The organism is bacterium (genome assembly GCA_021371935.1).
Classification (GTDB): Bacteria; Armatimonadota; UBA5829; order UBA5829; family UBA5829; genus UBA5829.
Genome location: JAJFVF010000013.1, coordinates 239026 through 260337, shown reverse-complemented (window position 1 = coordinate 260337; position 21312 = coordinate 239026). Strand labels below are relative to the sequence as shown.

Below are 21312 nucleotides of genomic sequence, written 5' to 3'. Positions count from 1 at the left end.
TTTGTAACTGATATTGACAGGCAGGCTGGTTATGGATAGAATGCGGGTGAGATTGTAGATTCCGGTGTGTATGGCGGTTTTAGGACAGGGTGCCCCAGAACAACAAGGCAACAACAAAAAACACCAAAAATTAGGGATTGGAGAATAGACAACAATGGCAGAGATGCACTATGCGGTTGCACAGGGGAATATAGATGAATTCGATCGCCTAATCAAGAGCGGTGCGGATGTGAATCCGAGAAATGATCAAGGCGTTACTCCTTTGCACCTGACTCCTGCAACGAACCAATTGGCAATGGCAAGAATGCTTCTTGAGCATGGCGCCGAAGTTGATCCTAGAGACGTGTTTGGCATGACTCCTTTGCATTGGGCAGCGGACGCGGGTCATCAGGAGATTGCCAAGGTACTTATTGAGCATGGCGCGGATGTTGATGTTCGAAGCAACCGTGGTTTCACCCCATTGCATAAGGCTATAGGAGTGGAGGAGCGTCCGGAGATGGTGAGATTGCTCATTGAACACGGCGCTAATGTCAACGCCAAGACTGATAACGGCTGTACACCGCTGCATCACGCTGCAACTGAGAACTATATTAAAGCAGCAACTGCGCTACTTGATGGTGGAGCGAATGTCAATGTAAATGATGCGAATGGGTGGACGCCTCTACGTGCTGCTGAGTCGGAGGGCAACAATGAGATTGCCAAATTGCTTCGTAAATACGGAGCGAGATAGCAGATAGTTTGAGTATGCTGCGGGAATGACGGTAATGGGATATCTCAGGACATTAACGAAGAATTAATTCCCACAGCCTGCACGGCGTTAGGTCAACGAATCCCAGCAAGCTGCAGTCAAACAGTGATTAGGGACTCAAGCCCCACATACCTGCGTCGGAGATTCAAATCCCCGACAATTTCCCTTAGGAGAATAAGCAGGCCGAAAAATCTCCACCCACGCCAATCCGCAACCCTAGCACCAATCACACAACAAAACACTTTGATTCTCCCCGCGCATTTGCTATAATGTATCGGTTATCAATGGCGGGCCGGTCTGCTCGTCAATTATTTGTGTGTACATATGCATTACGCAAAACCGCTTGCAAAACTGGTGGGCGAGTTTGAAAAGCTCCCTGGGATCGGACCAAAATCCGCGCAGAGGCTGGCGTTTCATGTCCTCAGAATATCCGAAGACGAGGCGCAGATGCTTGCCGACGCCGTGATGGACGTGAAAGCCCACATCAAACTCTGCCCCATATGCTATAACTACACGGATCAGGACCGCTGCGAGGTCTGTTCGGATGCGAAACGTGACAGATCACTGCTTTGTGTCGTGGCCGAGCCGCGCGATGTCGTCGCGATGGAAAAGACCAACGAGTTTCGAGGACTATACCATGTTCTGGGTGGCGTGATATCGCCCATGGACGGTGTGTCTGCTGATATGCTCAGGGTGCGGGAGCTTCTTGAGCGAATAAATAGTGGCGAGATCAAGGAAATTGTGCTCGCCACAAATCCTACGATTGAAGGCGACGCAACCGCCATGTATATAGCGCAACTTGTTAAACCGCTGGGCGTGAAAGTGACCAGGATTGCCCACGGAATGCCGGTTGGAGGAGATATGGACTATGCCGATCAGGCGACGTTGATCCAGGCCCTTCAATGGCGAAGAGAAATATAGTTTAGTATGATGGTTAGATGGTTTGGTGGTAACCAATTATCGGACTATCACACTGTCAAACTATCAAACCAGATCAAGGAGATAAAATGGCACGTAAGATGAAGGGCTACGACGGCAATTCGGCGGCTGCCCACGTAGCACACGCAACTAATGAAGTAATTGCAATATATCCGATCACGCCGAGTTCACCGATGGGCGAAGTCTCCGATGAAAAGACAGCCCGCGGCGAAAAGAATATTTGGGGGACCATCCCGTCAGTCACCGAAATGCAGAGTGAGGGTGGGGCATCGGGAGCCGTGCACGGCGCGCTGGCTACCGGCGCTCTGACGACCACATTCACTGCTTCGCAGGGTCTGCTCCTTATGATCCCTAACATGTATAAGATCGCCGGTGAGCTTACCTCAACGGTCTTCCATGTCACAGCCAGAAGCCTTGCATGTGCAGCTCTATCCATCTTCGGCGACCACAGCGACGTTATGGCCTGCCGCCAGACCGGTTTTGCGATGTTTTGCTCCAACAGCGTTCAGGAAGCCATGGACTTTGCCCTGATCGCTCAGCAGGCGACTCTTGCCAGCCGCATTCCTTTCCTGCACTTTTTCGACGGTTTCCGCACCAGCCATGAAGTTCAGAAGATCGAAGAGCTGACCTATGACGACATGCACGCAATGATCGACGATGATCTGGTGCTAGCGCACAGGATGCGCGGACTCTCTCCGGATCACCCGAGCATGGGCGGCACTGCTCAGAACCCGGATGTCTACTTCCAGGGCCGCGAGACCGTAAACAAGTTCTATCTTGCCACTCCGAAGATTGTCCAGGAGACGATGGACAAGTTCGCGAAGATAGTCGGCAGACAGTATAAACTGTTTGAATATGTTGGTGCTCCGGATGCCGAAAGAGTAATCGTGCTGATGGGCTCCGGCGCCGAGACCGCCCATGAGACAGTCGATTATATGACTGCCAAGGGCGAGAAAGTCGGCATCATCAAAGTTCGACTTTACAGACCGTTCAGCGTCGAGCATCTGATTGCAGCGCTTCCTGCATCCGTAAAGAAGATAGCTGTTCTCGACCGCACAAAGGAGCCTGGATCGCTTGGTGAGCCGCTCTATCTGGATGTGGTTACAGGTGTTGAAGAGGCAGTGTCCGAGGGTAAGGCTCCGTTCAAGAGTGCTCCCGTGATCGTGGGCGGCAGATACGGCCTGGGTTCCAAGGAGTTCACTCCTGCAATGGTCAAGGCAGTATTCGATAACCTCAAGGCCGACAAGCCGAAGAACCACTTCGTGGTCGGTATCAATGATGACGTCACCAAGTCAAGTCTGGATTACGATCCGAGCTTCCGCACTGCCGATGAAAACACTTACAGGGCTATGTTCTATGGACTCGGCTCTGACGGAACTGTCGGCGCCAACAAGAACTCGATCAAGATTATCGGCGACGAGACGGACAACTACGCTCAGGGATACTTTGTGTATGACTCGAAGAAAGCCGGTTCGGTCACTGTTTCTCACCTGCGATTCGGCAAAAACCCGATCCGCAGCCCGTATCTGATCGACAGTGCAAACTTCATTGCATGTCACAATCCGAGCTTCATCGAAAAATACGATATGCTCAAGAACCTGGAAGAGGGCGGTACATTCCTGCTGACCACACCACACGGTGCAGATGTTGTATGGGATACCCTTCCGCAGGAAGTCCAGCAGCAGATCATCGACAAAAAGGCCAAGTTCTATGTGATCGATGCGATCTCAATCGGCCATAAGATCGGCCTCGGTGCTCGGATAAATATGATAATGCAGGCCGCATTCTTCAAGCTCACCGGCATTCTGCCCGAAGAGCAGGCAGTCACTGCAATCAAGAATGCAATCAAGAAGAGTTACGGCAAATACGGCGATAAGGTCGTTGAGATGAACTACAAAGCTGTCGAAGCCGGTATGACCGAGTTTGCCGAAGTCAAGTATCCGAACAAGGTAACCAGCACATTCAAGATGCCGCCGGTTGTCAGCGAAAATGCTCCCGAGTTCGTGAAGACCGTGACAGCCGAGATTATGGCCGGACGCGGCGACGATCTTCCTGTGAGCAAGATGCCTGTGGACGGCAAGTTCATGACGGGCACTACCGCATTTGAGAAGCGCAACATCGCTGTGGATATTCCCGAGTGGGATCCCGATTTGTGCATACAGTGCGGGTTCTGCTCGCTCTATTGCCCGCATGCCGCAATTCGCATGAAGGCATATGATGAGAGTGAACTGGCCAAGGCTCCGGCGACATTCAAGAGCGCCGACGGCAAGGCTCAGCTCAAGGGCAAGAAAGTCACCGTCCAGATTGCTCCTGAGGACTGCACAGGCTGCGGGCTGTGCGTACAGAACTGCCCGGCTAAGTCCAAGGACAACCCTGATCACAAGGCGATTAATATGGTCCCGCAGGAGCCTCTGAGAGAGTCCGAGAGAGCCAATTGGGACTTCTTCCTCTCGCTTCCTGAGACCGACCCGACACTGGTCAAGAAAGAGACCGTTAAAGGCAGCCAGCTTCTGCCGGCTCTCTTCGAGTTCTCCGGCGCATGCGCGGGCTGCGGCGAGACTGCATATGTCAAGCTGGTATCTCAGCTTTTTGGCGACCGTGCGGTGATAGCTAATGCTACGGGCTGCTCATCTATCTATGGCGGGAACCTGCCCACCACTCCATACACCTCTCGCAAAGACGGCCGCGGCCCTGCGTGGTGCAACAGCCTCTTCGAGGATAATGCCGAGTTCGGTATGGGCTACAGGCTCACCATCGACAAGTTCAAGGAGTATGCGCTTGAATTGTTGGACTCAGAGGTTAAGGGCGGCTGTGTAAAGCCCGAGCTGGCTGAGGCGATCAAGAATGCCGATCAATCGACTCAGGAAGGCATAGAGGCACAGCGCGCAAGAGTCAAAGAACTCAAAGACTCTATCTCCGGTTGGCTCGACAAGTGCGCACCATGCAAGCAGCTTGACAGTGTGGCGGACTATCTTGTGGCTAAGTCGGTGTGGATAGTCGGCGGTGACGGCTGGGCGTATGATATCGGTTACGGCGGGCTGGACCATGTGCTCGCGAGCGGCAAGAACGTGAACGTCCTTGTCCTCGACACTGAGGTCTACTCCAACACCGGCGGCCAGATGTCCAAGTCTACACCCAGAGGCGCAGTCGCCAAGTTTGCTGCAGGCGGCAAGCCCATGGGCAAGAAAGACCTGGCCATGATGGCAATGACCTACGGCAATGTGTATGCGGCACGAGTCTCTTTGGCCGACCCGAACCATCTGGTGAAGACACTTGTCGAGGCTGAGGCTTATGATGGTCCGTCGATCATCATCTGCTATTCACACTGCATAGCGCACGGCATCAACAACACGTTCGGTGTCGATGAGCAGAAGAAGGCGATCGCCTGCGGACACTGGCCGTTGTTCAGATACAATCCTGAGAAGGCCGCCAAGGGTGAGAACCCGGTTTCTCTGGACAGCAAAGAGCCGAGTATGTCCTTTGAAGAATATGCATACGGCGAAAACCGCTATCGGGTATTGAAGAAGATCAACCCGGATGCGGCTGCCAAGCTGATGTGCGAGGCCGAAGTGGACGTAAAGAACCGCTGGCAGACATACAAAGAGCTTGCTGAGGCTACTTATACAAGCCCCGAGGCTGAGTGCAGCGGAAAGTAATAAATAGAGTAAAGCAACGATAATACAAGGTGGCCCGGTGTTATGCCGGGCCATTTTTTATTGCGGTTTACCAGTCATAGACCGGAGGTCTGTGCTCAAGCCAGTTCCACTCGCATTCCTTTAGAAACCTGCTGGTCATCGCACTCCAGTCTAGACCGTGATCACCATAGTAATTAGTGATGCTGCTCCGAATTGCTTCTGTGTTTTCCTGACTGGGATGAGTCAGTGCAGTATCCATCAAGCTGATAAGCTCCTCTGGTTTATCTGCGGCCTTGTGCAGTTGGGTCATCAGCCACTTATGATATGGATACAACAGCTTGTTATGCGCAAGCGCGAGTCTTGCAGCGAATAAGACTGTATCAGTCGCGGACTTTGTCGCAAGGTAGGGGTCTTTCCGATTCTTCGCTTCACGCGCAAACCATGGCATCACACACACCATCGTATAAAAAGTTTTGATCTTTTCTGCATGATCTGATTCCTGGTATACAGGGATTTGCTTGATCAGATCATCAAGACCTGGTATATGCGAGTATGCAGCGAAAGCACCCGTAAATGCCCACCTTGCAGGCTCACTGCCATGGTCGGCGGCATCTTTAATGAATTGCAAATTGATTACTTTGCCATCGATATAGCCGCCATCATAGCCGCATTCCATGTCGAGGTAAAATATATCGTCTTTTTCCTTCCTTTGCTCAAATTCTTCGTCGGTTGCCACAAGTAGAATGTCAACATCAGAATTGTCCTTAGCCATTCCTTTTGCCACCGACCCTCCGATAATCAGCGCACGGTACCTTTCATCCGGTGAGAACTTGTCGACCAGCCTTTCAATCTCTCTCTTGTGATGCTCTCGAATCAAAACTTGCCTCCGACATATAGCAGTGTTTATACGGTATATGACGTTCGCGCTTCACATTCCTTGCATGTATCAGAAAAAGGTGCAATTTTTTTGCATGTGTTTAGCATGGTTTTGCCGACAACCTATATTGGACATGGATATAAAGAACTGAGCAGATTCAGCTATACTCTCAAACTAAAGGAGGACCTTATGACCGCTGTGTTTATCAGAACCATATTGTTTATCCGCGAGGAAATCCTCTAACTTAGTGCCTCACTTTCTATACTAACTTCACTTGCCGCACCACATGTGGGTTTCTCTCGCGTGCGAACCATATAATTACGTCTGGTTTTGGAGGAACCCGAATTGAAACTCGAAGATATCGGATATGATTCCGACTTTGCATATCACTTCAACCAATTAAACGATGACAGTCTCTCGCCATGCCGTATCAGCCTTGAGCAGAGAGGGCTGTATTCGGTTATCAGCGAGTATGGTGAAATGCCGGCCATACCAACCGGCAAAATGCTCTATGAGACCGAAAAGCCTGTGGTCGGCGACTGGGTGGCTGCGCAAATTTTGCATGAGCAGCCACCTAAGGCAATTATTCACGACTTGCTTCCCCGCAAGAGTAAATTCTCGCGCAAGGAAGCAGGGTCGAGAGTAAGGGAACAGCCCGTGGCGGCAAATATAGACACTGTGTTTGTCGTGACAGGTCTCGATCATAATTTCAGAACTGCCCGAATTGAGCGGTATCTCACGCTTGCCTGGGAGAGTGGAGCAGTGCCAGTCGTTCTGCTCACAAAGTGCGATCTGTGTGATGACGTGGAATCCAAAATTTGTGAGGTCAGTGCATCCGCGCCGGGTGTGCCTGTGCATGCGACCAGCAGTGTGCTGGGTATCGGTATGGAAGGCCTGGCGGATTACATAACAGCAGGTCGGACTGTTGCGCTCCTCGGCTCATCAGGTGTCGGTAAGTCCACTGTAGTCAACTATCTGCTTGGAAACAACGTTCAGAGGGTGCAGGATGTGCGCGATGACGACAGCCGCGGACGTCATACCACGACACATAGGCAGATGTTTGTGCTGCCGACCGGCGGGATGGTGATAGACACACCAGGCATGCGTGAACTTCAGCTATGGAATGCTGATGATGGCCTGGCAGAGGCGTTCAGCGATATAGAGAAGCTGGGTGAGAATTGCAGATTCAGGGACTGCAAACATATCAATGAACCGGGATGTGCAGTTCTGGCAGCATTGAATGAAGGTACACTGGATGCGCGCAGGTTCGAGAACTATCGAAAGATGCTCGGCGAGCTTCGTTACCTTGAGAGAAAACAGGATGTCGGGGCCGCACAGACCGAACGGGAGCGCTGGAAGAAAATTCACAAACAGGTGAGGAAGCTGGGTAGATAAGCTACTAGCTCCACAGTTTCTTTTCGTGCGCACACGGGTAATATCCACACGATAATATTCTCGGAGGGTATTATATGGCTGATATAAGCACCACATACATGGGGATCGAATTGACCAGTCCGGTTATAGTTGGCGCATCGACCTGGTCACACAAGGTTGACAATATTAAGAGAGCGCAGGATGCAGGAGCGGGTGCACTGGTCATTCACTCGCTCTTTCAGGAGCAGATCGAGCTTGAACGTGAAGAGCTTGAGGAGGACCTTACGGCGCATGGCGAGGAGTTTGCCGAAGCTCTATCATATTTTCCTCATATGGAGCATGCCGGCCCGCGCGAACACATAATGTGGGTCGAAAAAGCGCGCAAGCTGGTCGATATGCCCCTGATCGGCAGCATTAATGCGATATCAGAAGGCGACTGGGTCCAATACGCAAAACTTCTTGAACAAGCCGGATGCAATGCTCTCGAACTCAATCTATATGCCATTGAGACAGACCCAAACAAGAATGCGGCGGATGTGGAGAACCAGGCTCTGGATATCGTGAATTCCGTAATAAGTGAAGTGTCGGTGCCGGTGGCGGTCAAGCTTAGCCCATTCTACACAGCTCTCGCAAACTTTGCTTATAAAGTAGTTGATGCCGGCGCAGATGCACTTGTGTTGTTCAATCGGTTCTATCAGCCGTTTATCGACCCCGAGCATGAGCGTATAGTTATCAGCCTCGACTTCAGCAGGTCGGAGGATACCCGTCTGCCTTTACGATGGATAGGAATACTCTCGGATGGTTTGAATACTGACCTTGCCGCAAGCACGGGCGTCAAAACAGCAATGGATATTGCTCGACATCTGCTGGCCGGCGCAAAAGCTGTGCAGTGCGTCTCCACTCTGTATGAAAACGGTCTGAGCCACATTGCCATAATGAACTCCGAATTGTCAAACTGGATGGATGCGCACGGCTACGGCGGCATAGAGGACTTCAGAGGAAAGCTCAGTCACAAGAATGTGAGTGACCCATATGCGTTTGAACGCGCTCAGTATATTCAACTGCTCCTTGGCGACAGATAGGTGGTCAGAATGGTACGCAAAATATCCCCCCAAACTATATGTCTGGAGGGATATTTTGCGTCTGGATTGAAATCGGTCTATCTGCGCATTTTAGAACCGATTAGTGCGATCAAACCGCTTGCCAGCGCGACAATGCTTCCGGGCTCCGGGACGGACGGAGGTGTGCCGATTGCTGAACCACTGAAATCAGTCCCGAGAACGTCATTACCGCAGTCAGGTCTCCAGGATGCAGTGAACGAATAATTGCTTGCGCTCTGGCCGAGCAATTCCCATGGAACGCTTACTGTATATGCAAAGACTTTAGCGCCATTGTATGTCACGCCGGTATATTCAAAGTCGACATCCGCACTGCCTATGGATGTCCCGCTTCCACTTACAAAGAATGCAGAATTTCTGATGTTGCCTGCGGACAGGCTCTGACTGCCGACTCTTCCCCATGTTGGGTTGAGTTCAACATCGCCGCAAGTTCCGGCATCTCTGGAGTGCATGTCCAACACTTTATTGTCCACGCCATATATCTGGTAATGTGCCTGTCTTGATGAAGGATTCTGTGCCCAAAGCAGATCATCCAATCTCAAACCGACACCTATTGTCATGCTGCCGATGTCGATCTTGAGGTCGCCGGGTCCGAACAACCGCTTGTCATAACCCAGTTCGGGTGCACCCTGGCCGTTCTGCGATGAAGTGGCTATAATTACAAAATCCGCCGTGCTGACTCCGGGCTTAAAGAATATAGCCTGAGCGTCCGACTTCCGGCTTGCCAGATATCCCTCGCCCGGCGAAGGAGCTTCTGATGCATTTGACCATGTACCATCAACACAAGTATATTTCCATCCGCCGACTACATACTGCGCGCCCGAAGTGGCTACGCCATCGAACGTGGTGCCTGTATAACCATTATGTGATCCTTTGCCGATGTTGATGCCCCAGAAATCATATGCAAATGCGCATGTGCCGAGGCTCATCAAAGCTATGAGAGTTAAAGTTATAGTTACTTTATTAAACATAGTTTGTCTGCTCCCTTCAAAATGCCCGTTGATTGCTCCAGTTATAATGCGGCAAGTATCGTGCCCCGAATGCTGTGATAATTGCGGGGTTGGGCCAAAACAGGTATGATTGCGAGCTTGCAATATGATATTTTTTTGTTTTAGCAAGGAACTTGCGTGCGAATTGCGAACCTTAATATATGTAGGTAAGGTGGTGAGAGACGGATGATCGTGTGGACTCCTATTGCGCTGGTATATCTTGGGTGTCTGGTCTTTGGGTTTACACTTGCTCTGGTGACCGCCATTCTTGGCGAGCTTATCGGTCATGGCGATGTCGGCGGTGCCGGGCATGATGTCGATATGGGTCATGAAGTGGATCTGGGTCATGATGTAGATATTGGTCATGACGTGGACCTGGGTCATGAAGTCGATCTGGGGCATGCAGGGGACATAGGCGACCATGGCGATATAGTGACTGCACATACGCACGCGGGCGATGCCACAGGCGCGAGTGTTTTCAATACGCTTACGATGATGACTTTCATCGCGTCGTTCGGTCTATCCGGTCTATTTGCGATATGGGTGCTCAGGATGGAGCCTGTGTTGAGCCTGGCATTTGCCACACCAATGGGCGTGCTGCTTGCGGCTGTTCAGTTTTTGCTATATGTAAACCTGTTTATAAAGGCGCAGGCCAGTAGTGAAGCCACGATGTCCGATATCCTGGGCTGTGAGGCAGAGGTCATAACCACGATACCAAATGGGCATGTCGGTGAGATTGCCTATAACATCAAGGGCACGCGATATAATGCGCCGGCCACTTCCAGTGACGGAGAAGAAATAGTTAAAGGAACCAGGGTCTGCATAGTGAATATTAAAGCGAACACATTTGTCGTAAGACCTGTGTGACTAAACTGTGTGAGCGCGAATCACTCTTAGTTTCGAGAGGAGTAGTGAAGGTATGGACATTCTGAATCCAAGTGGTGTTGTGACTACGGTAGTTGCGGTTGTAATATTCTTCGTGCTGATCTTCATGATCGCCGCAAGCCGCTATCGCAAGGCCGGACCAAACCAGGTGTTGGTCGTTTACGGTAAGAAAAGGCACTATCGCGATGCAATGTCCGGCGAACGCGGGACACGTGGTTTCCGCATCGTGAAGGGTGGGGGCGTCGTTGTGCTGCCGATTGTCGAGACATATTCCTATCTGTCTCTGGAACTGATGACAATCGATATTACAACGCCCGCCGTATACAGCGTCCAGGGCGTGCCTGTGCTGGTGGAAGGCGTTGCCCAGATCAAGGTCCGAGGTGACGACACATCCATCGCGACTGCCGCCGAGCAGTTTCTGGATAAGACCCAGGCGCAGATAGCCGAGATCGCGCATCAGACGCTGGAAGGGCATTTGCGCGCTATTATCGGCACGATGAACGTCGAGGAACTGGTCACCAATCGTGATTCATTTGCTCAGAGAGTGCAGGAAGTATCAGCGGGCGATCTGGCCAATATGGGTCTGCAAGTGGTTTCGTTCGTTATCAAAGATATTCGCGACACTCAAGGTTACCTCGAAGCATGGGGTCGACCAAGGATCGCACTGGTCAAGAGAGATGCATCGATTGCCGAAGCCGAGGCTCAAAGAGACTCAACTATAAAGTCTGCTCAGGCCAATCAACTCGCTCAGTCGGCCAAATTCGAGGCCGACACCAAAGTGGCGGAAGCCGACAGGGACTATAAGTCCAAGTTGGCCGAATACAATGCGTCCGTGAAGCAGAAAGAGGCGGCGTCCGACCTTGCATATGATCTGCAGAAGTTCAAGACCGAGCAACTTGTCAGGTCGGAAGAGGTGCAGGTGCAGGTGGTCGAAAAGCAGAAGCAGATCGAGGTCCAGGAGCAGGAAATTTTGCGCAGAGAGAAGGAACTCGCTGCCACAGTCGAGCGGCCTGCCATGGCTGAACGCTCCAAGATTCAGCAACTTGCCGAAGCCGAGCAATACAGACTGCAGGCGACCGCGTCAGGTCAGGCTGAAGCGACCAGGCAGGTAGGTATTGCCGAAGCCGATGCGGCCAAGGCTAAGGGTCTGGCTGATGCTGAAGTAGTTCAGGCGAAGGGCCAGGCTGAAGCTCTTGCGATGGCAAAGAAAGCCGAAGCATGGCAGCAATATAACGAGGCGGCTATCCTGCAGGTCGTGATTGAGAACCTGCCACAGCTTGCTAAGGCTGTATCCGAACCGCTCTCGAAGACTGAGAAGATCGTGGTCGTAGGCGGCGGAGGCGACGGCAGCGCAGGTGCGTCCAAAGTGACGCAGGATGTGGTGAATGTGGTTGCGCAGCTTCCTCCGATGATCCAGGCTCTGACCGGCATGAACCTTGAGGAATTGCTAAAGAGCATCCCGCAGGGTTTTGGCGGACGCAAGGCTAAACCGGCGCCTGCAGCTAAGACTGAACCCAAGCCGAGCACTGATGCCGCACCTGAGGCAAAGGCTGACGATAAACCAAAGGTCTGACTTGGCAGAGTTCAGTTATCCGGGGATTTTCGGCTCAGCAGGAGCTTCGCCCTCCCAATAATGAGCTTTCTGGGAGGGCGAGGTTCCCACCGAGCCATATTTGCTCTCGTAAAACTGAACTACTTCGTACCTGACTTGAATGTGCAGGCCGAAACGATGTATGATAGTGCCGTCTGCTTATTGCAGGCGGCATTTTTCATGGAGGAAATGATTATGATGGATGAATCGGCGGTGGAGCGAATCAGCGAGCAGACCGCGGAGAAATATAGAAAATACGTCAGCCCGGGACAAGCTAACATACTCAAGTTCAGCGGTTTCGATGTGCCTGAAGACAAGGCGGAGGGCTGTTATATATGGGATATATCAGGGCGAAAGTTTCTGGACTGTGTGGGCGGCTACGGCGCATTCAGCCTGGGTCACAGGCATCCGAAAGTGGTTGAGGCAGTCAGAAAACAGCTCGAAAAAGAAGCGCTGAAGAGCCATTTCTTCATGTCCACCGAACTGGCTGATGCATGCGAGGCTATGGCATCTGTTCTGCCCGGAGATATCAATTATTCATTTTTGTGCAACTCCGGCACGGAAGCAGTTGAGGGTGCGCTGAAGGCTGCACGTATTCACACGGGTCGCAGCGAGTATATAGGCGCTGTCAATGGATTTCATGGCAAAAGTTTCGGGAGCCTGTCGGTTTCCGGCAGAGATATCTATAAGGAGCCGTTCAAGCCTCTGCTTCCCATAGCGCAGCAGGTTCCATTTGGTGATGCGGATGCTCTTGAAAATGCAATCAGCGACAAAACAGCCGCTGTGATCCTGGAAATTGTGCAGGGTGAGGCAGGCGTTAATATCCCGCCGGATGATTACTTCCCGAAAGTTCGTGAGATTTGCGATGCAAACGGCGCTCTATTGATATGCGATGAGGTGCGCACAGGATATGGCCGCACGGGCAGGATGTTTGCGGCCGAACACTACGGCATTCAGCCCGACATAGTCACCATGGCCAAGGCTCTCGGCGGCGGCGTAATGCCTGTGGGTGCATTCTCGGCAGACGCGGACATATGGGACTCCATGTTCGGCAAAAACCCGTATCTTCACTCGACCACATTCGGCGGAAACCCGCTGGCTTGTGCAGCAGTGATTGCAGCGATAAAAACGACGATTGAAGAGGGCGTGGTCAGGCGCTCGGAAGTTCTCGGTCACAAGCTCCTTGACGGCCTGAAGACTGTTCAGAAGTTATATCCGAATGTTGTGAAGGATGTTCGGGGTAAGGGCCTGCTTGCAGGTGTCGAGTTCGATCATGAGGACTTTGCCGCTCTTGTGATTGCGGGTTGCGGACGCCGTGATGTGCTTGTTGCATACAGCCTCAATAACCCTAAGGTGATCCGCCTGGAGCCGCCGCTCATTATCGACGAAGACGAACTGCAGCGCGCGATTGATGCGGTCGGTGAAGCTGTGGCAGAGACTGCTGAGATACTGGAAGGCATAACGGAAGCATTGTAAAGAGCGGATTTCTCGTTGTGCTCGAAATGATATGTTGGGGAGATCAACATTACGATCATCGATCAGACTATCCAACTGTCAGACAAAATGAGAGATAATGATCATAAATTGAGCAATTACTGCCATAGAAAGCTGTTGATATAGCTCGAATGCCGGTGATATACTGATAGAAACTTACATTGAGGTTACAAGAATGTTTCTCACCGGATTCGCCGACGAAGCCGCTGTTGATGTAGATGGTCAGATAAGGGCCACAAAGGAACTCGGATGGTGCAATGTCGAGTCGCGGGCTATCAACAACACAAATATTCATGACTTGACTGACAGCGATTTTGATATTGTCTATGGCAAGCTGCAGGATGCCGGTGTAAAGATAAACTGTTTCGGCTCGGCAATCGGAAACTGGGCAAAAAAAATTGACGAGCCGGTTGACTCATCTATAGCCGAGGCTAAGCGAGCAATACCCAGGATGCAGAAGCTTGGATGCAAGCTGATTCGCATCATGAGTTTCGCTGTTTTGGCGGATCACGAGCCTGATGACCAGATGGAGCAGGAACGCTTCAAACGGCTTCGGCTGATTCAGGCTATGTTTGCAGATGCGGGCTTGCAGTGTGTGCATGAGAACTGCATGAACTATGGCGGCATGGGATGGACATACACTCTCAAAATTCTGGAGAATGTGCCCGGCCTCAAGCTCGTTTATGACACCGGTAACCCCGTCTGCAATCTCGACAAGACAAAGCCCAAGCCATACCCGATGCAGTCATCGTGGGAGTTTTATTCGCATGTGAAAGAGCAAGTGGCTTATGTCCACATAAAGGACGGCATCTGGGATGAGCAGGCCAAAAAAGCTACGTTCACGTATCCCGGTGAAGGCGAAGGCGACGTAGTGAAGATTGTAAATGATCTGATTGCGAGTGGTTACGATGGTGGGTTCTCGATTGAGCCTCATATGGCTGTGGTATACCACGATGCGTCAGTCAGGTCGGATGAACAGATCAAGTTCGATACGTATGTGGAATACGGCCGCCGCTTCGAGAAGATAATGAAAGACGCCTGCGCCGCCAACAGCAGAGTATATTAGTTACTTGCGCCCGCGTTTCGACTCATTGCGGCGTTTGATGTCATGCATGCGCTCCTCGCTGTCTTTCAAGAATTTAGAGAGCCTGTCTTCAAATGATGCTCCGACACCTGCTGCAACCGGTATTGTGGGTTTACTCTGTGGACTTACAACGTTCGGGTCGCATTGTTTGATGGACAACTCGAAACGCCCTTTGGGGCCGATACGCAATACCTTGACCTTGATATCGTCGCCTTCACTTATGTAGTCACGTATATCGCGCACGTAAGTATTGGCTATTTCTGATATGTGGACGAGTCCAGTGCTGCCTTCAGGCAATCGCACTATAGCGCCGTATTCGGCAACCTTGAGCACGAGGCCTTTTTGCGTGCTTCCAATTTCTATTGCCATATTGTAGGACAATCCTCCGGGCGTATTGATTACCAAAACGCAAACTACCCGTAAATATGCAATAAGTCACACAATATATATCGCCACAGTATATAGACGGTTTTTGCTGTTTGTCAAGTCCTAAATACCGGCGGCTATGGCATCGGCAAGATTTATTGTACCAGAATAAATTGCAGTAACTAAAACAACACCCTCGACACCTATTGGTTCGAGGGCTTTTAATTCTTGGATATCTATAAGGCTGCTGACTCCGCCGGATGCGATAATCGGCACATTGAGTTTCTCAGCCATGCGTTTGACTGCGATTATATTTACGCCGCCATGCATGCCTTTTCGGGATACATCTGTGAAGACAATGCGGCGCGCTCCAAGATCACACATGCGCTTTGCAAAATCATCCGCGCGTTCATCGGTCCTTGCCTGCCAGTCACGGACAGCCACGTAGCCGTTGAGGCTCGCCAGGCTCAATATTGTCCTGTCACCAAGCGTGCTGAAAAGCTCCTTTGCGAACTGATCCTCCAATGCAGCGCTTGTCCCTACTACGATCCTACCCACACCCAGGTCGAGGACCCGTTTTGCAGTATCTACACTTCGTATTCCACCGCCGAGGTCGACTGGGATCTTTGCGGTTTCGATTATCATTTTCACCGCTTTGAGGTTTTGAGGCTCGCCCATGCGGGCGCCTTCGAGATCGGCTAAATACAACCGACGTGCTCCCTGGTCTGCCCAGGTCTTGGCGACATGCCCGGGGTCGTGAGAATGCGGTGTGTTCTGTCCAAAAGACATGTGCACAGGACACACGCATTTGTCATCGAGCAGGTCTATACCCGGGATTACTTCCATCTTTCCTCCAGAGAATTATATTGCCAGAGCCTCGGCAAGCGAAAGATCACCTGTATAGAGCGCCTTGCCGAGAATTGCTCCCTCTATTCCAATATTTTCCAGCGATTTAAGCTGTTTGATATCTTCGATTGTGCTGATACCGCCCGATGCAATGACCGGAATATCGATAGATTGGGCCATATGCTTCATCGCAGCAATGTTTGTTCCTGCAAGCATGCCGTCCCGCGAAATATCGGTATATATCACACGCTTTGCGCCGAGAGACTGCATTCTGAGCGTGAAATCGACTGCCTTTTCGCGCGTGGTCTCTTCCCAGCCCTTGATCGCCACGTATCCATCGCGTGCATCCACACCCAACACCGCTCTCTCGCCGAGTTCTTTGAAGATAGTCTCGGCAAGATGGCTGTCCAGAGCGGCTGATGTGCCGATAATCACTCGACCAACACCTATATCCAGCATCTGCTTTGCCGTTTGCAGGCTTCGGATGCCGCCGCCGAGTTCGACAGGAATCTTTACGGCTGCAACGATCCGTTTGATAGACTCGGTCTCCTGCGGTGCGCCCATGCGTGAACCGTTGAGGTCGACAAGATGCAGACGCTGTGCGCCTTCATCTTCCCACCGGCGCGCAATCTGTGCCGGATCATCAGCGAAAATAGTCACATCATCGAACCGACCCTGCATCAGCCGGACACACTTTCCGTCCATCATATCTATTGCAGGAATCAGTTCCAATGTAATCGCCAGCCTCCGCATGTCACTCGACAGTAATATTTATGCAATAAATTAGTATATCAAACGTTGGGGTAATTGCGCTAGCCCGCATTATTCACGAGAAACGTGAATAATACTCTCGGAGACCCGGATTATGCACTTTACTTAGCGTAAATTGCTTAGTTATATCATCCTTAACAACATAAATCCCAGGACATCGGCCAGGTTGTTTGCGGCGCTGCCGGCGTTTTTACGCATTTGTCTGACGTTTTGCCATATATGAGGTCTGCTTGCTATATATAACAATTGTCTCCAGGTGCTCTCGATTGAGATAAGTGTGATTATGTGCTCGGGGATAGAGTCGGATGCGGTGTCGCTTATACTCCGTATGGCTGCAAATGGGACCCCTCGCCTGCAGCATGCGGCGGCCGCCGCGTATGACTCCATGTCTAGCGCCCCTGCTCCGGTTGACAAATAGATATTTTTCTTTTCTTCCGGGCTGCCTATGACGTTATCAACAGAGACCATATCACAAGTATACACGGAAAATTCTCTGTTTGTGTCCCGAGGAGGCAGGGCTGCCAGGAGTCCGGGGTCACTTTGATATGTGGCTTGGCCGGGCTGAGTCGTGATTATTCGATCCGCGATAACAACATCTCCGACTTTCGCGGCAGGGTCAAGCCCGGCAGCAAAACCAGAGGATATTATCCATCCGGCGCCGGAGTCGATTAGTGTATTAACCGCTTTCCGACATCCGGCTTGCCCAACCCCGCCTATGACTGCATACACTTCCAGTTGACCTATGAGGCACGCAATGTCACCATTTCGCATGCGGACGGCTGACCTGGACTCGGCCAGTACGCGCGCAAGCCCTGCTGCTTCCTCATGCAGTGCAAAGACTATTCCCAGCTTGCCTTTTGTCCCAAGGCCGGTCAAATGATTCCTCCGAGGGTATACATTCATCAAGGTTGATACCCATAGCATGCCATTTGAGGAACCCGAATGGACAAGAACAAGCGAATGGATCGCCTGAAAATTGATGCGCTGACACTGAAAAAAGAATTTTGTGACCTCTCGACAAACCTTGTGTGGGGGGAGGGGAGTCTTGATTCAGCTCTGATGATTGTGGGTGAAGCTCCAGGCATCGATGAGGACCGCATAGGCAGGCCATTTGTCGGCAAAGTAGGTTGTTTTCTTGATCGTGAACTCGATATGGCGGGTATCGAACGCCGCTGTGTATATATTACAAACACTGCCAAATGCTGGTCATTCAGAATGAAGGGAACCAGACGCATAAACCGTACACCTTCTGCAAGGGAAATCGAGGTATGGTCGGGTGTGCTTTTGCGCGAGGTGGAGATTGTGGGTCCGGCGTTGATATTGTGCTTGGGGAGTGTGTCGGCGGGAGTGCTGATCCACAGGCCATTCGCGATGACGGAGAATGAAGGCATCTGGTTCGGTGGACCTTTCGGATCACGTGTGATGGCCACATTTCATCCAGGTTACGTTGCACGGTTTGGTGGGATGAACGATGGGGAGGTAATAAAAAAATTCCGCCGCGACTTACTGATTGTCGCTGCGGAATTGATGAAACATAATATATGATATTTATCGGCTAAAGCGCTTTCGAAGCAGCGATGCCACCCCGATCATTGGTCCACCCAATGCAACCAGTAGTGATGCAGGTGCTTCGGGAACCGATGTGTTTTCGGTTTCCTTGAAAAATGCCGTCACGACTGTCTGCTGGCCGTTGTTCACATAACCTACATGCAGGCCGAGAATTACCGAAGTATCCATCGGTATCTGAAAATCAGTGTATGTGAATGACTTATCGTTGCCGGGCAATATGCGGTCTTCGGTGCCCTGAGCGCTCCAGCCTGCCACGATATAATCGTCCGGCGAGCTTGCATTTGGTGTCGTATCCCACTTCCAGAGGATATTTTTACTATTAGTCGGGTCCACAATGTTGCTGCCGCCTGCATAGAACGTGCTGATCCCATCGCTCGAAAGGGCATAAAATCCCTGTATCCATGAGATGTTATATGTTATGCCCGCGATTGTGATCATTGGAGATGAGGCGAGTGATACGGTATATGTCATGGTATCAGTGGCAAATGAAGGCGTAATGCTGACATTGGTGAATGATGCATCTTTGAATGAGCTCCAGGATTCGGCATATGCCGATGTGCTGATTGTGATCAGCGCAACAGCAAAGACCAACCAAGACCTGCGTAGTATATTCAGCATATGTCAATCACCTCTAGTATTGCTATCCGTGCCAATTTACAGGGTTTGATCCTATGGTACGAATATACCTCAAAATAACGGCACAGTCAAATATTATGGCACACTTATGGAAAAAACAGGCAATAATACCGGTGTGAATTCATGACAAAGGCTGGTGCTGCAAGACATAGTGTGTCAGAATACCGCCATTCCGACACACTATGTGCAATAAGTGAAGTACAAATACTCAATCCCAAATACTAAATACTAAATCAGAAGTTAGTGGTGTGAGAAGCACCTTTCGCCGGTAAAGACCATAGTAATGCCATGCTCATTGCATGCCTTGATGGACTCCCAATCGCGGACTGAGCCTCCTGGTTGGACAATCGCCGTGATTCCTGCCTCGGCTGCTGCATCTACGCTATCGCGGAAAGGGAAAAATGCGTCCGAACTCATCACAGCTCCTTCGAGTCCCTCACTGCCTTTGAATTTCTCTTTGGCTTTCTGGATTGCCTGGCGGACAGCAGTGACGCGGTCCTGCTGGCCTGTGCCGACCGCAATCGTTACGCCGTTTTTCGCGATCACGACGCCGTTGGAGCGGACGTTGAGGTTCACATACCAACTGAAGAGCAGGTCATCGAGCTGAGCGGCTGTCGGCTGCTTTTCAATAACGAATTTGCCATGTTTTGCGTGCTCCGTGGTAGCGGGTGCAAGGTCCGCGGCACTTTTGATGTTTGTCAGCAACGGTTCTGCCACAACGACAGTGCCATCTGCAAGAGTCTTTATGGTAGGAGCAGCATGGTCACCGACCCATTTCGGAAGACTTGAGATATTGGGCATCTTGATGACCCTGATCTCTTTGTTCATCTTATATGTATCATGATCGTTTAGGATCTGCAGGGCATCATCGTCGAAATCGGGCGCGGCAACAACCTCGACCACGGTGGTCATGATCTCTTTTGCAGTATCGGCGTCTACTTTTGTGTTGAAGACTACTGTGCTGCCGAATGCTGCTATGGCATCAGCATCGCGTGCGCGAAGATATACAGTGCGAGTGTCCTGGTCGCCGACCCGGACTGCGGCTCCGCTTGGGTTCAAGTGTTTCATCACGGCGCATGCAGGTCTGTCGAAGTATTTCACTATGTTCGAGCCATGGTTGAGGTCACCATAGTTGGTCTCGGATAGACCGGATTTGCCGCTCTTTAGCTGGATCATATCGCCAAAAGGCAGGCCTGATGAGCCTTTTGGTCTATAGAAACTTGCTCCCTGATGTGGGTTTGTGCCATATCTGAGGTCCTCGACCTTCACATATGTTGTCCCTAGAATCTCGACCTCATCGGGAAAGCCACTTTCTGTGCGGCTGAAATATTTTGCCCTGTAATTTTCGCTCATTGTGATTCTACCTCGAAAATAGCTGAGAGTGGAAAGTGGTGAGTCCAGACCCGCTTTCCAACAGTCAGCGCAATATTAAGACGTTTCGCAGTTTCTGTCACGAAACTCGACCATATCTTGCGGATGTGCTTTTTGTCCGACAGTGCTATACTTGTACTTCAAACCGAGGACTCCTTCAGGATTTAGGGTAATTGCCGCGTTTTGTATCGTCTATAATATACATATCAAAATATTGGGGGATGCAGTAGATGCTGCGCAACGCGATTATATTTATAATACTGATGATATGCATAGCGGCTTCATGCACAGCCGATGAGCAGGGCTGGCAGTGGCCGGAAAAGCTGACAATAGCCGGATTCAACATCACCGACATAAGCGGTACCACTCGACCTGACGGCTCCGGCAGCGCAAAGGGAACTGTGTCCCTTGGTTTGCTTGGTGACCAGAGCATATCTCTCAGCAGATCATCAAATGAAGAGGTAACGGGTTCCATATCTCTGAATACAGACTCGGCAGGTGCTGATATTCAAGCCAAACTCACTCTTGATGAAAACGGTCTTTCGGGCAGGGGCACGGTCAAATCATCACCAAAGCCGATTGCTGATGCCTCGATGAATGTGGCCAGAGGAGGCGCAATAAGCGGTTCGGGAAGGGTGTCTCTGGGAAGCCTAAGCGTTCCTGTAGACTTTGAGATAGGCGGCTCATTTGAAGTGAATGGGTCTATGGGAGCAAGCAAACGGGTGGATACACCGCTGGCTTTATATGAGTTCAATGGCAGCTTGGATATTCGCGGCGACTCAGGAAAAATTCTCGTCTATGCAAATGGGGATGTCAAACGCACCGGTAAAGTCGCAGATCAGACCAGCACTGAGAGTGTATCGAATGCGCAGGTAAACCCATCGGACGGCCAGGCGACGATCAATGTCGGCGGCGTCAATGTAACCTTCAAGTTTTTCTGACGAGGAACCCGAAGATAATAATCAGCGTCTAACCAGTGATTCTACATGCCATTTGACGCTCCCGCCGTGCGGCGGTAT

19 protein-coding genes are annotated in these 21312 nt (G+C 51.1%); 11 read left to right on the top strand and 8 right to left on the bottom strand.

Translation table 11 applies throughout. The annotated features are described in order from the left end of the window. Positions 1 to 154: 154 nt before the first annotated feature. The 3 genes from LLG46_11265 (at position 155) to nifJ (ending at position 5343) form a co-directional block, all read left to right on the top strand. Complete coding sequence (locus tag LLG46_11265) at positions 155 to 730, top strand: ankyrin repeat domain-containing protein (protein ID MCE5323878.1); 576 nt, start codon at positions 155 to 157, stop codon at positions 728 to 730. A gap of 342 nt (positions 731 to 1072) precedes the next feature. Further along, the gene (gene recR / locus LLG46_11260; protein MCE5323877.1) at positions 1073 to 1669 is read left to right on the top strand and encodes a recombination mediator RecR; all 597 of its coding nucleotides are present in this window, start codon (positions 1073 to 1075) and stop codon (positions 1667 to 1669) included. An 86-nt stretch (positions 1670 to 1755) separates the two neighbouring features. Then, complete coding sequence (gene nifJ / locus LLG46_11255) at positions 1756 to 5343, top strand: pyruvate:ferredoxin (flavodoxin) oxidoreductase (protein MCE5323876.1); 3588 nt, start codon at positions 1756 to 1758, stop codon at positions 5341 to 5343. Positions 5344 to 5410: 67 nt separating this feature from the next. Here the strand turns inward: nifJ and LLG46_11250 are convergent, their stop codons facing one another. Beyond that, on the bottom strand, positions 5411 to 6199 hold the full coding sequence (locus LLG46_11250) for a nucleotidyltransferase domain-containing protein (protein ID MCE5323875.1): 789 nt from the start codon (positions 6197 to 6199) through the stop codon (positions 5411 to 5413). A 345-nt stretch (positions 6200 to 6544) separates the two neighbouring features. Between LLG46_11250 and rsgA the strand changes: the two genes are divergently transcribed. Next, a complete protein-coding gene (rsgA, locus tag LLG46_11245) occupies positions 6545 to 7594 on the top strand; it encodes a ribosome small subunit-dependent GTPase A (protein ID MCE5323874.1) in 1050 nt (349 codons plus the stop codon). Between the two features lie 74 nt (positions 7595 to 7668). After that, complete coding sequence (locus tag LLG46_11240; GenBank protein MCE5323873.1) at positions 7669 to 8655, top strand: dihydroorotate dehydrogenase-like protein; 987 nt, start codon at positions 7669 to 7671, stop codon at positions 8653 to 8655. 77 nt (positions 8656 to 8732) lie between these two features. Here LLG46_11240 and LLG46_11235 read toward each other — a convergent pair whose 3' ends face one another. After that, complete coding sequence (locus tag LLG46_11235; protein ID MCE5323872.1) at positions 8733 to 9662, bottom strand: hypothetical protein; 930 nt, start codon at positions 9660 to 9662, stop codon at positions 8733 to 8735. A 204-nt stretch (positions 9663 to 9866) separates the two neighbouring features. Between LLG46_11235 and LLG46_11230 the strand changes: the two genes are divergently transcribed. From LLG46_11230 to LLG46_11215, 4 genes are all read left to right on the top strand, one after another. Further along, positions 9867 to 10547 carry an NfeD family protein gene (locus tag LLG46_11230; protein MCE5323871.1) on the top strand — a complete coding sequence of 227 codons (681 nt, stop codon included), beginning with the start codon at positions 9867 to 9869 and terminating at the stop codon, positions 10545 to 10547. Between the two features lie 52 nt (positions 10548 to 10599). Continuing rightward, complete coding sequence (locus LLG46_11225) at positions 10600 to 12138, top strand: flotillin family protein (protein MCE5323870.1); 1539 nt, start codon at positions 10600 to 10602, stop codon at positions 12136 to 12138. A gap of 216 nt (positions 12139 to 12354) precedes the next feature. Then, on the top strand, positions 12355 to 13632 hold the full coding sequence (locus LLG46_11220; GenBank protein MCE5323869.1) for an aminotransferase class III-fold pyridoxal phosphate-dependent enzyme: 1278 nt from the start codon (positions 12355 to 12357) through the stop codon (positions 13630 to 13632). A 193-nt stretch (positions 13633 to 13825) separates the two neighbouring features. Further along, positions 13826 to 14716 (top strand): sugar phosphate isomerase/epimerase, encoded by an 891-nt coding sequence (locus LLG46_11215; protein ID MCE5323868.1) that lies wholly within the window; start codon positions 13826 to 13828, stop codon positions 14714 to 14716. Here the strand turns inward: LLG46_11215 and LLG46_11210 are convergent, their stop codons facing one another. The 4 genes from LLG46_11210 to LLG46_11195 all read right to left on the bottom strand — a co-directional run bounded on the left by LLG46_11210 (position 14717) and on the right by LLG46_11195 (position 17593). After that, positions 14717 to 15103 carry a S1 RNA-binding domain-containing protein gene (locus LLG46_11210; protein ID MCE5323867.1) on the bottom strand — a complete coding sequence of 129 codons (387 nt, stop codon included), beginning with the start codon at positions 15101 to 15103 and terminating at the stop codon, positions 14717 to 14719. Between the two features lie 120 nt (positions 15104 to 15223). Next, positions 15224 to 15946 (bottom strand): 1-(5-phosphoribosyl)-5-((5-phosphoribosylamino)methylideneamino)imidazole-4-carboxamide isomerase, encoded by a 723-nt coding sequence (locus LLG46_11205; protein ID MCE5323866.1) that lies wholly within the window; start codon positions 15944 to 15946, stop codon positions 15224 to 15226. 15 nt (positions 15947 to 15961) lie between these two features. Beyond that, the gene (gene hisA, locus LLG46_11200) at positions 15962 to 16678 is read right to left on the bottom strand and encodes a 1-(5-phosphoribosyl)-5-[(5-phosphoribosylamino)methylideneamino]imidazole-4-carboxamide isomerase (protein MCE5323865.1); all 717 of its coding nucleotides are present in this window, start codon (positions 16676 to 16678) and stop codon (positions 15962 to 15964) included. Between the two features lie 162 nt (positions 16679 to 16840). After that, positions 16841 to 17593: a hypothetical protein gene (locus LLG46_11195; protein ID MCE5323864.1), complete on the bottom strand. Its 753-nt coding sequence runs from the start codon at positions 17591 to 17593 to the stop codon at positions 16841 to 16843. Positions 17594 to 17659: 66 nt separating this feature from the next. On the opposite strand from LLG46_11195, the gene LLG46_11190 reads away from it, so the two are divergent. Next, on the top strand, positions 17660 to 18262 hold the full coding sequence (locus tag LLG46_11190) for a uracil-DNA glycosylase (GenBank protein ID MCE5323863.1): 603 nt from the start codon (positions 17660 to 17662) through the stop codon (positions 18260 to 18262). 3 nt (positions 18263 to 18265) lie between these two features. Here the strand turns inward: LLG46_11190 and LLG46_11185 are convergent, their stop codons facing one another. Continuing rightward, positions 18266 to 18904 (bottom strand): hypothetical protein, encoded by a 639-nt coding sequence (locus tag LLG46_11185; protein MCE5323862.1) that lies wholly within the window; start codon positions 18902 to 18904, stop codon positions 18266 to 18268. 258 nt (positions 18905 to 19162) lie between these two features. Continuing rightward, positions 19163 to 20275: an IMP cyclohydrolase gene (locus tag LLG46_11180; protein ID MCE5323861.1), complete on the bottom strand. Its 1113-nt coding sequence runs from the start codon at positions 20273 to 20275 to the stop codon at positions 19163 to 19165. 248 nt (positions 20276 to 20523) lie between these two features. On the opposite strand from LLG46_11180, the gene LLG46_11175 reads away from it, so the two are divergent. Beyond that, positions 20524 to 21234 carry a hypothetical protein gene (locus LLG46_11175; protein MCE5323860.1) on the top strand — a complete coding sequence of 237 codons (711 nt, stop codon included), beginning with the start codon at positions 20524 to 20526 and terminating at the stop codon, positions 21232 to 21234. Positions 21235 to 21312: the final 78 nt, after the last annotated feature.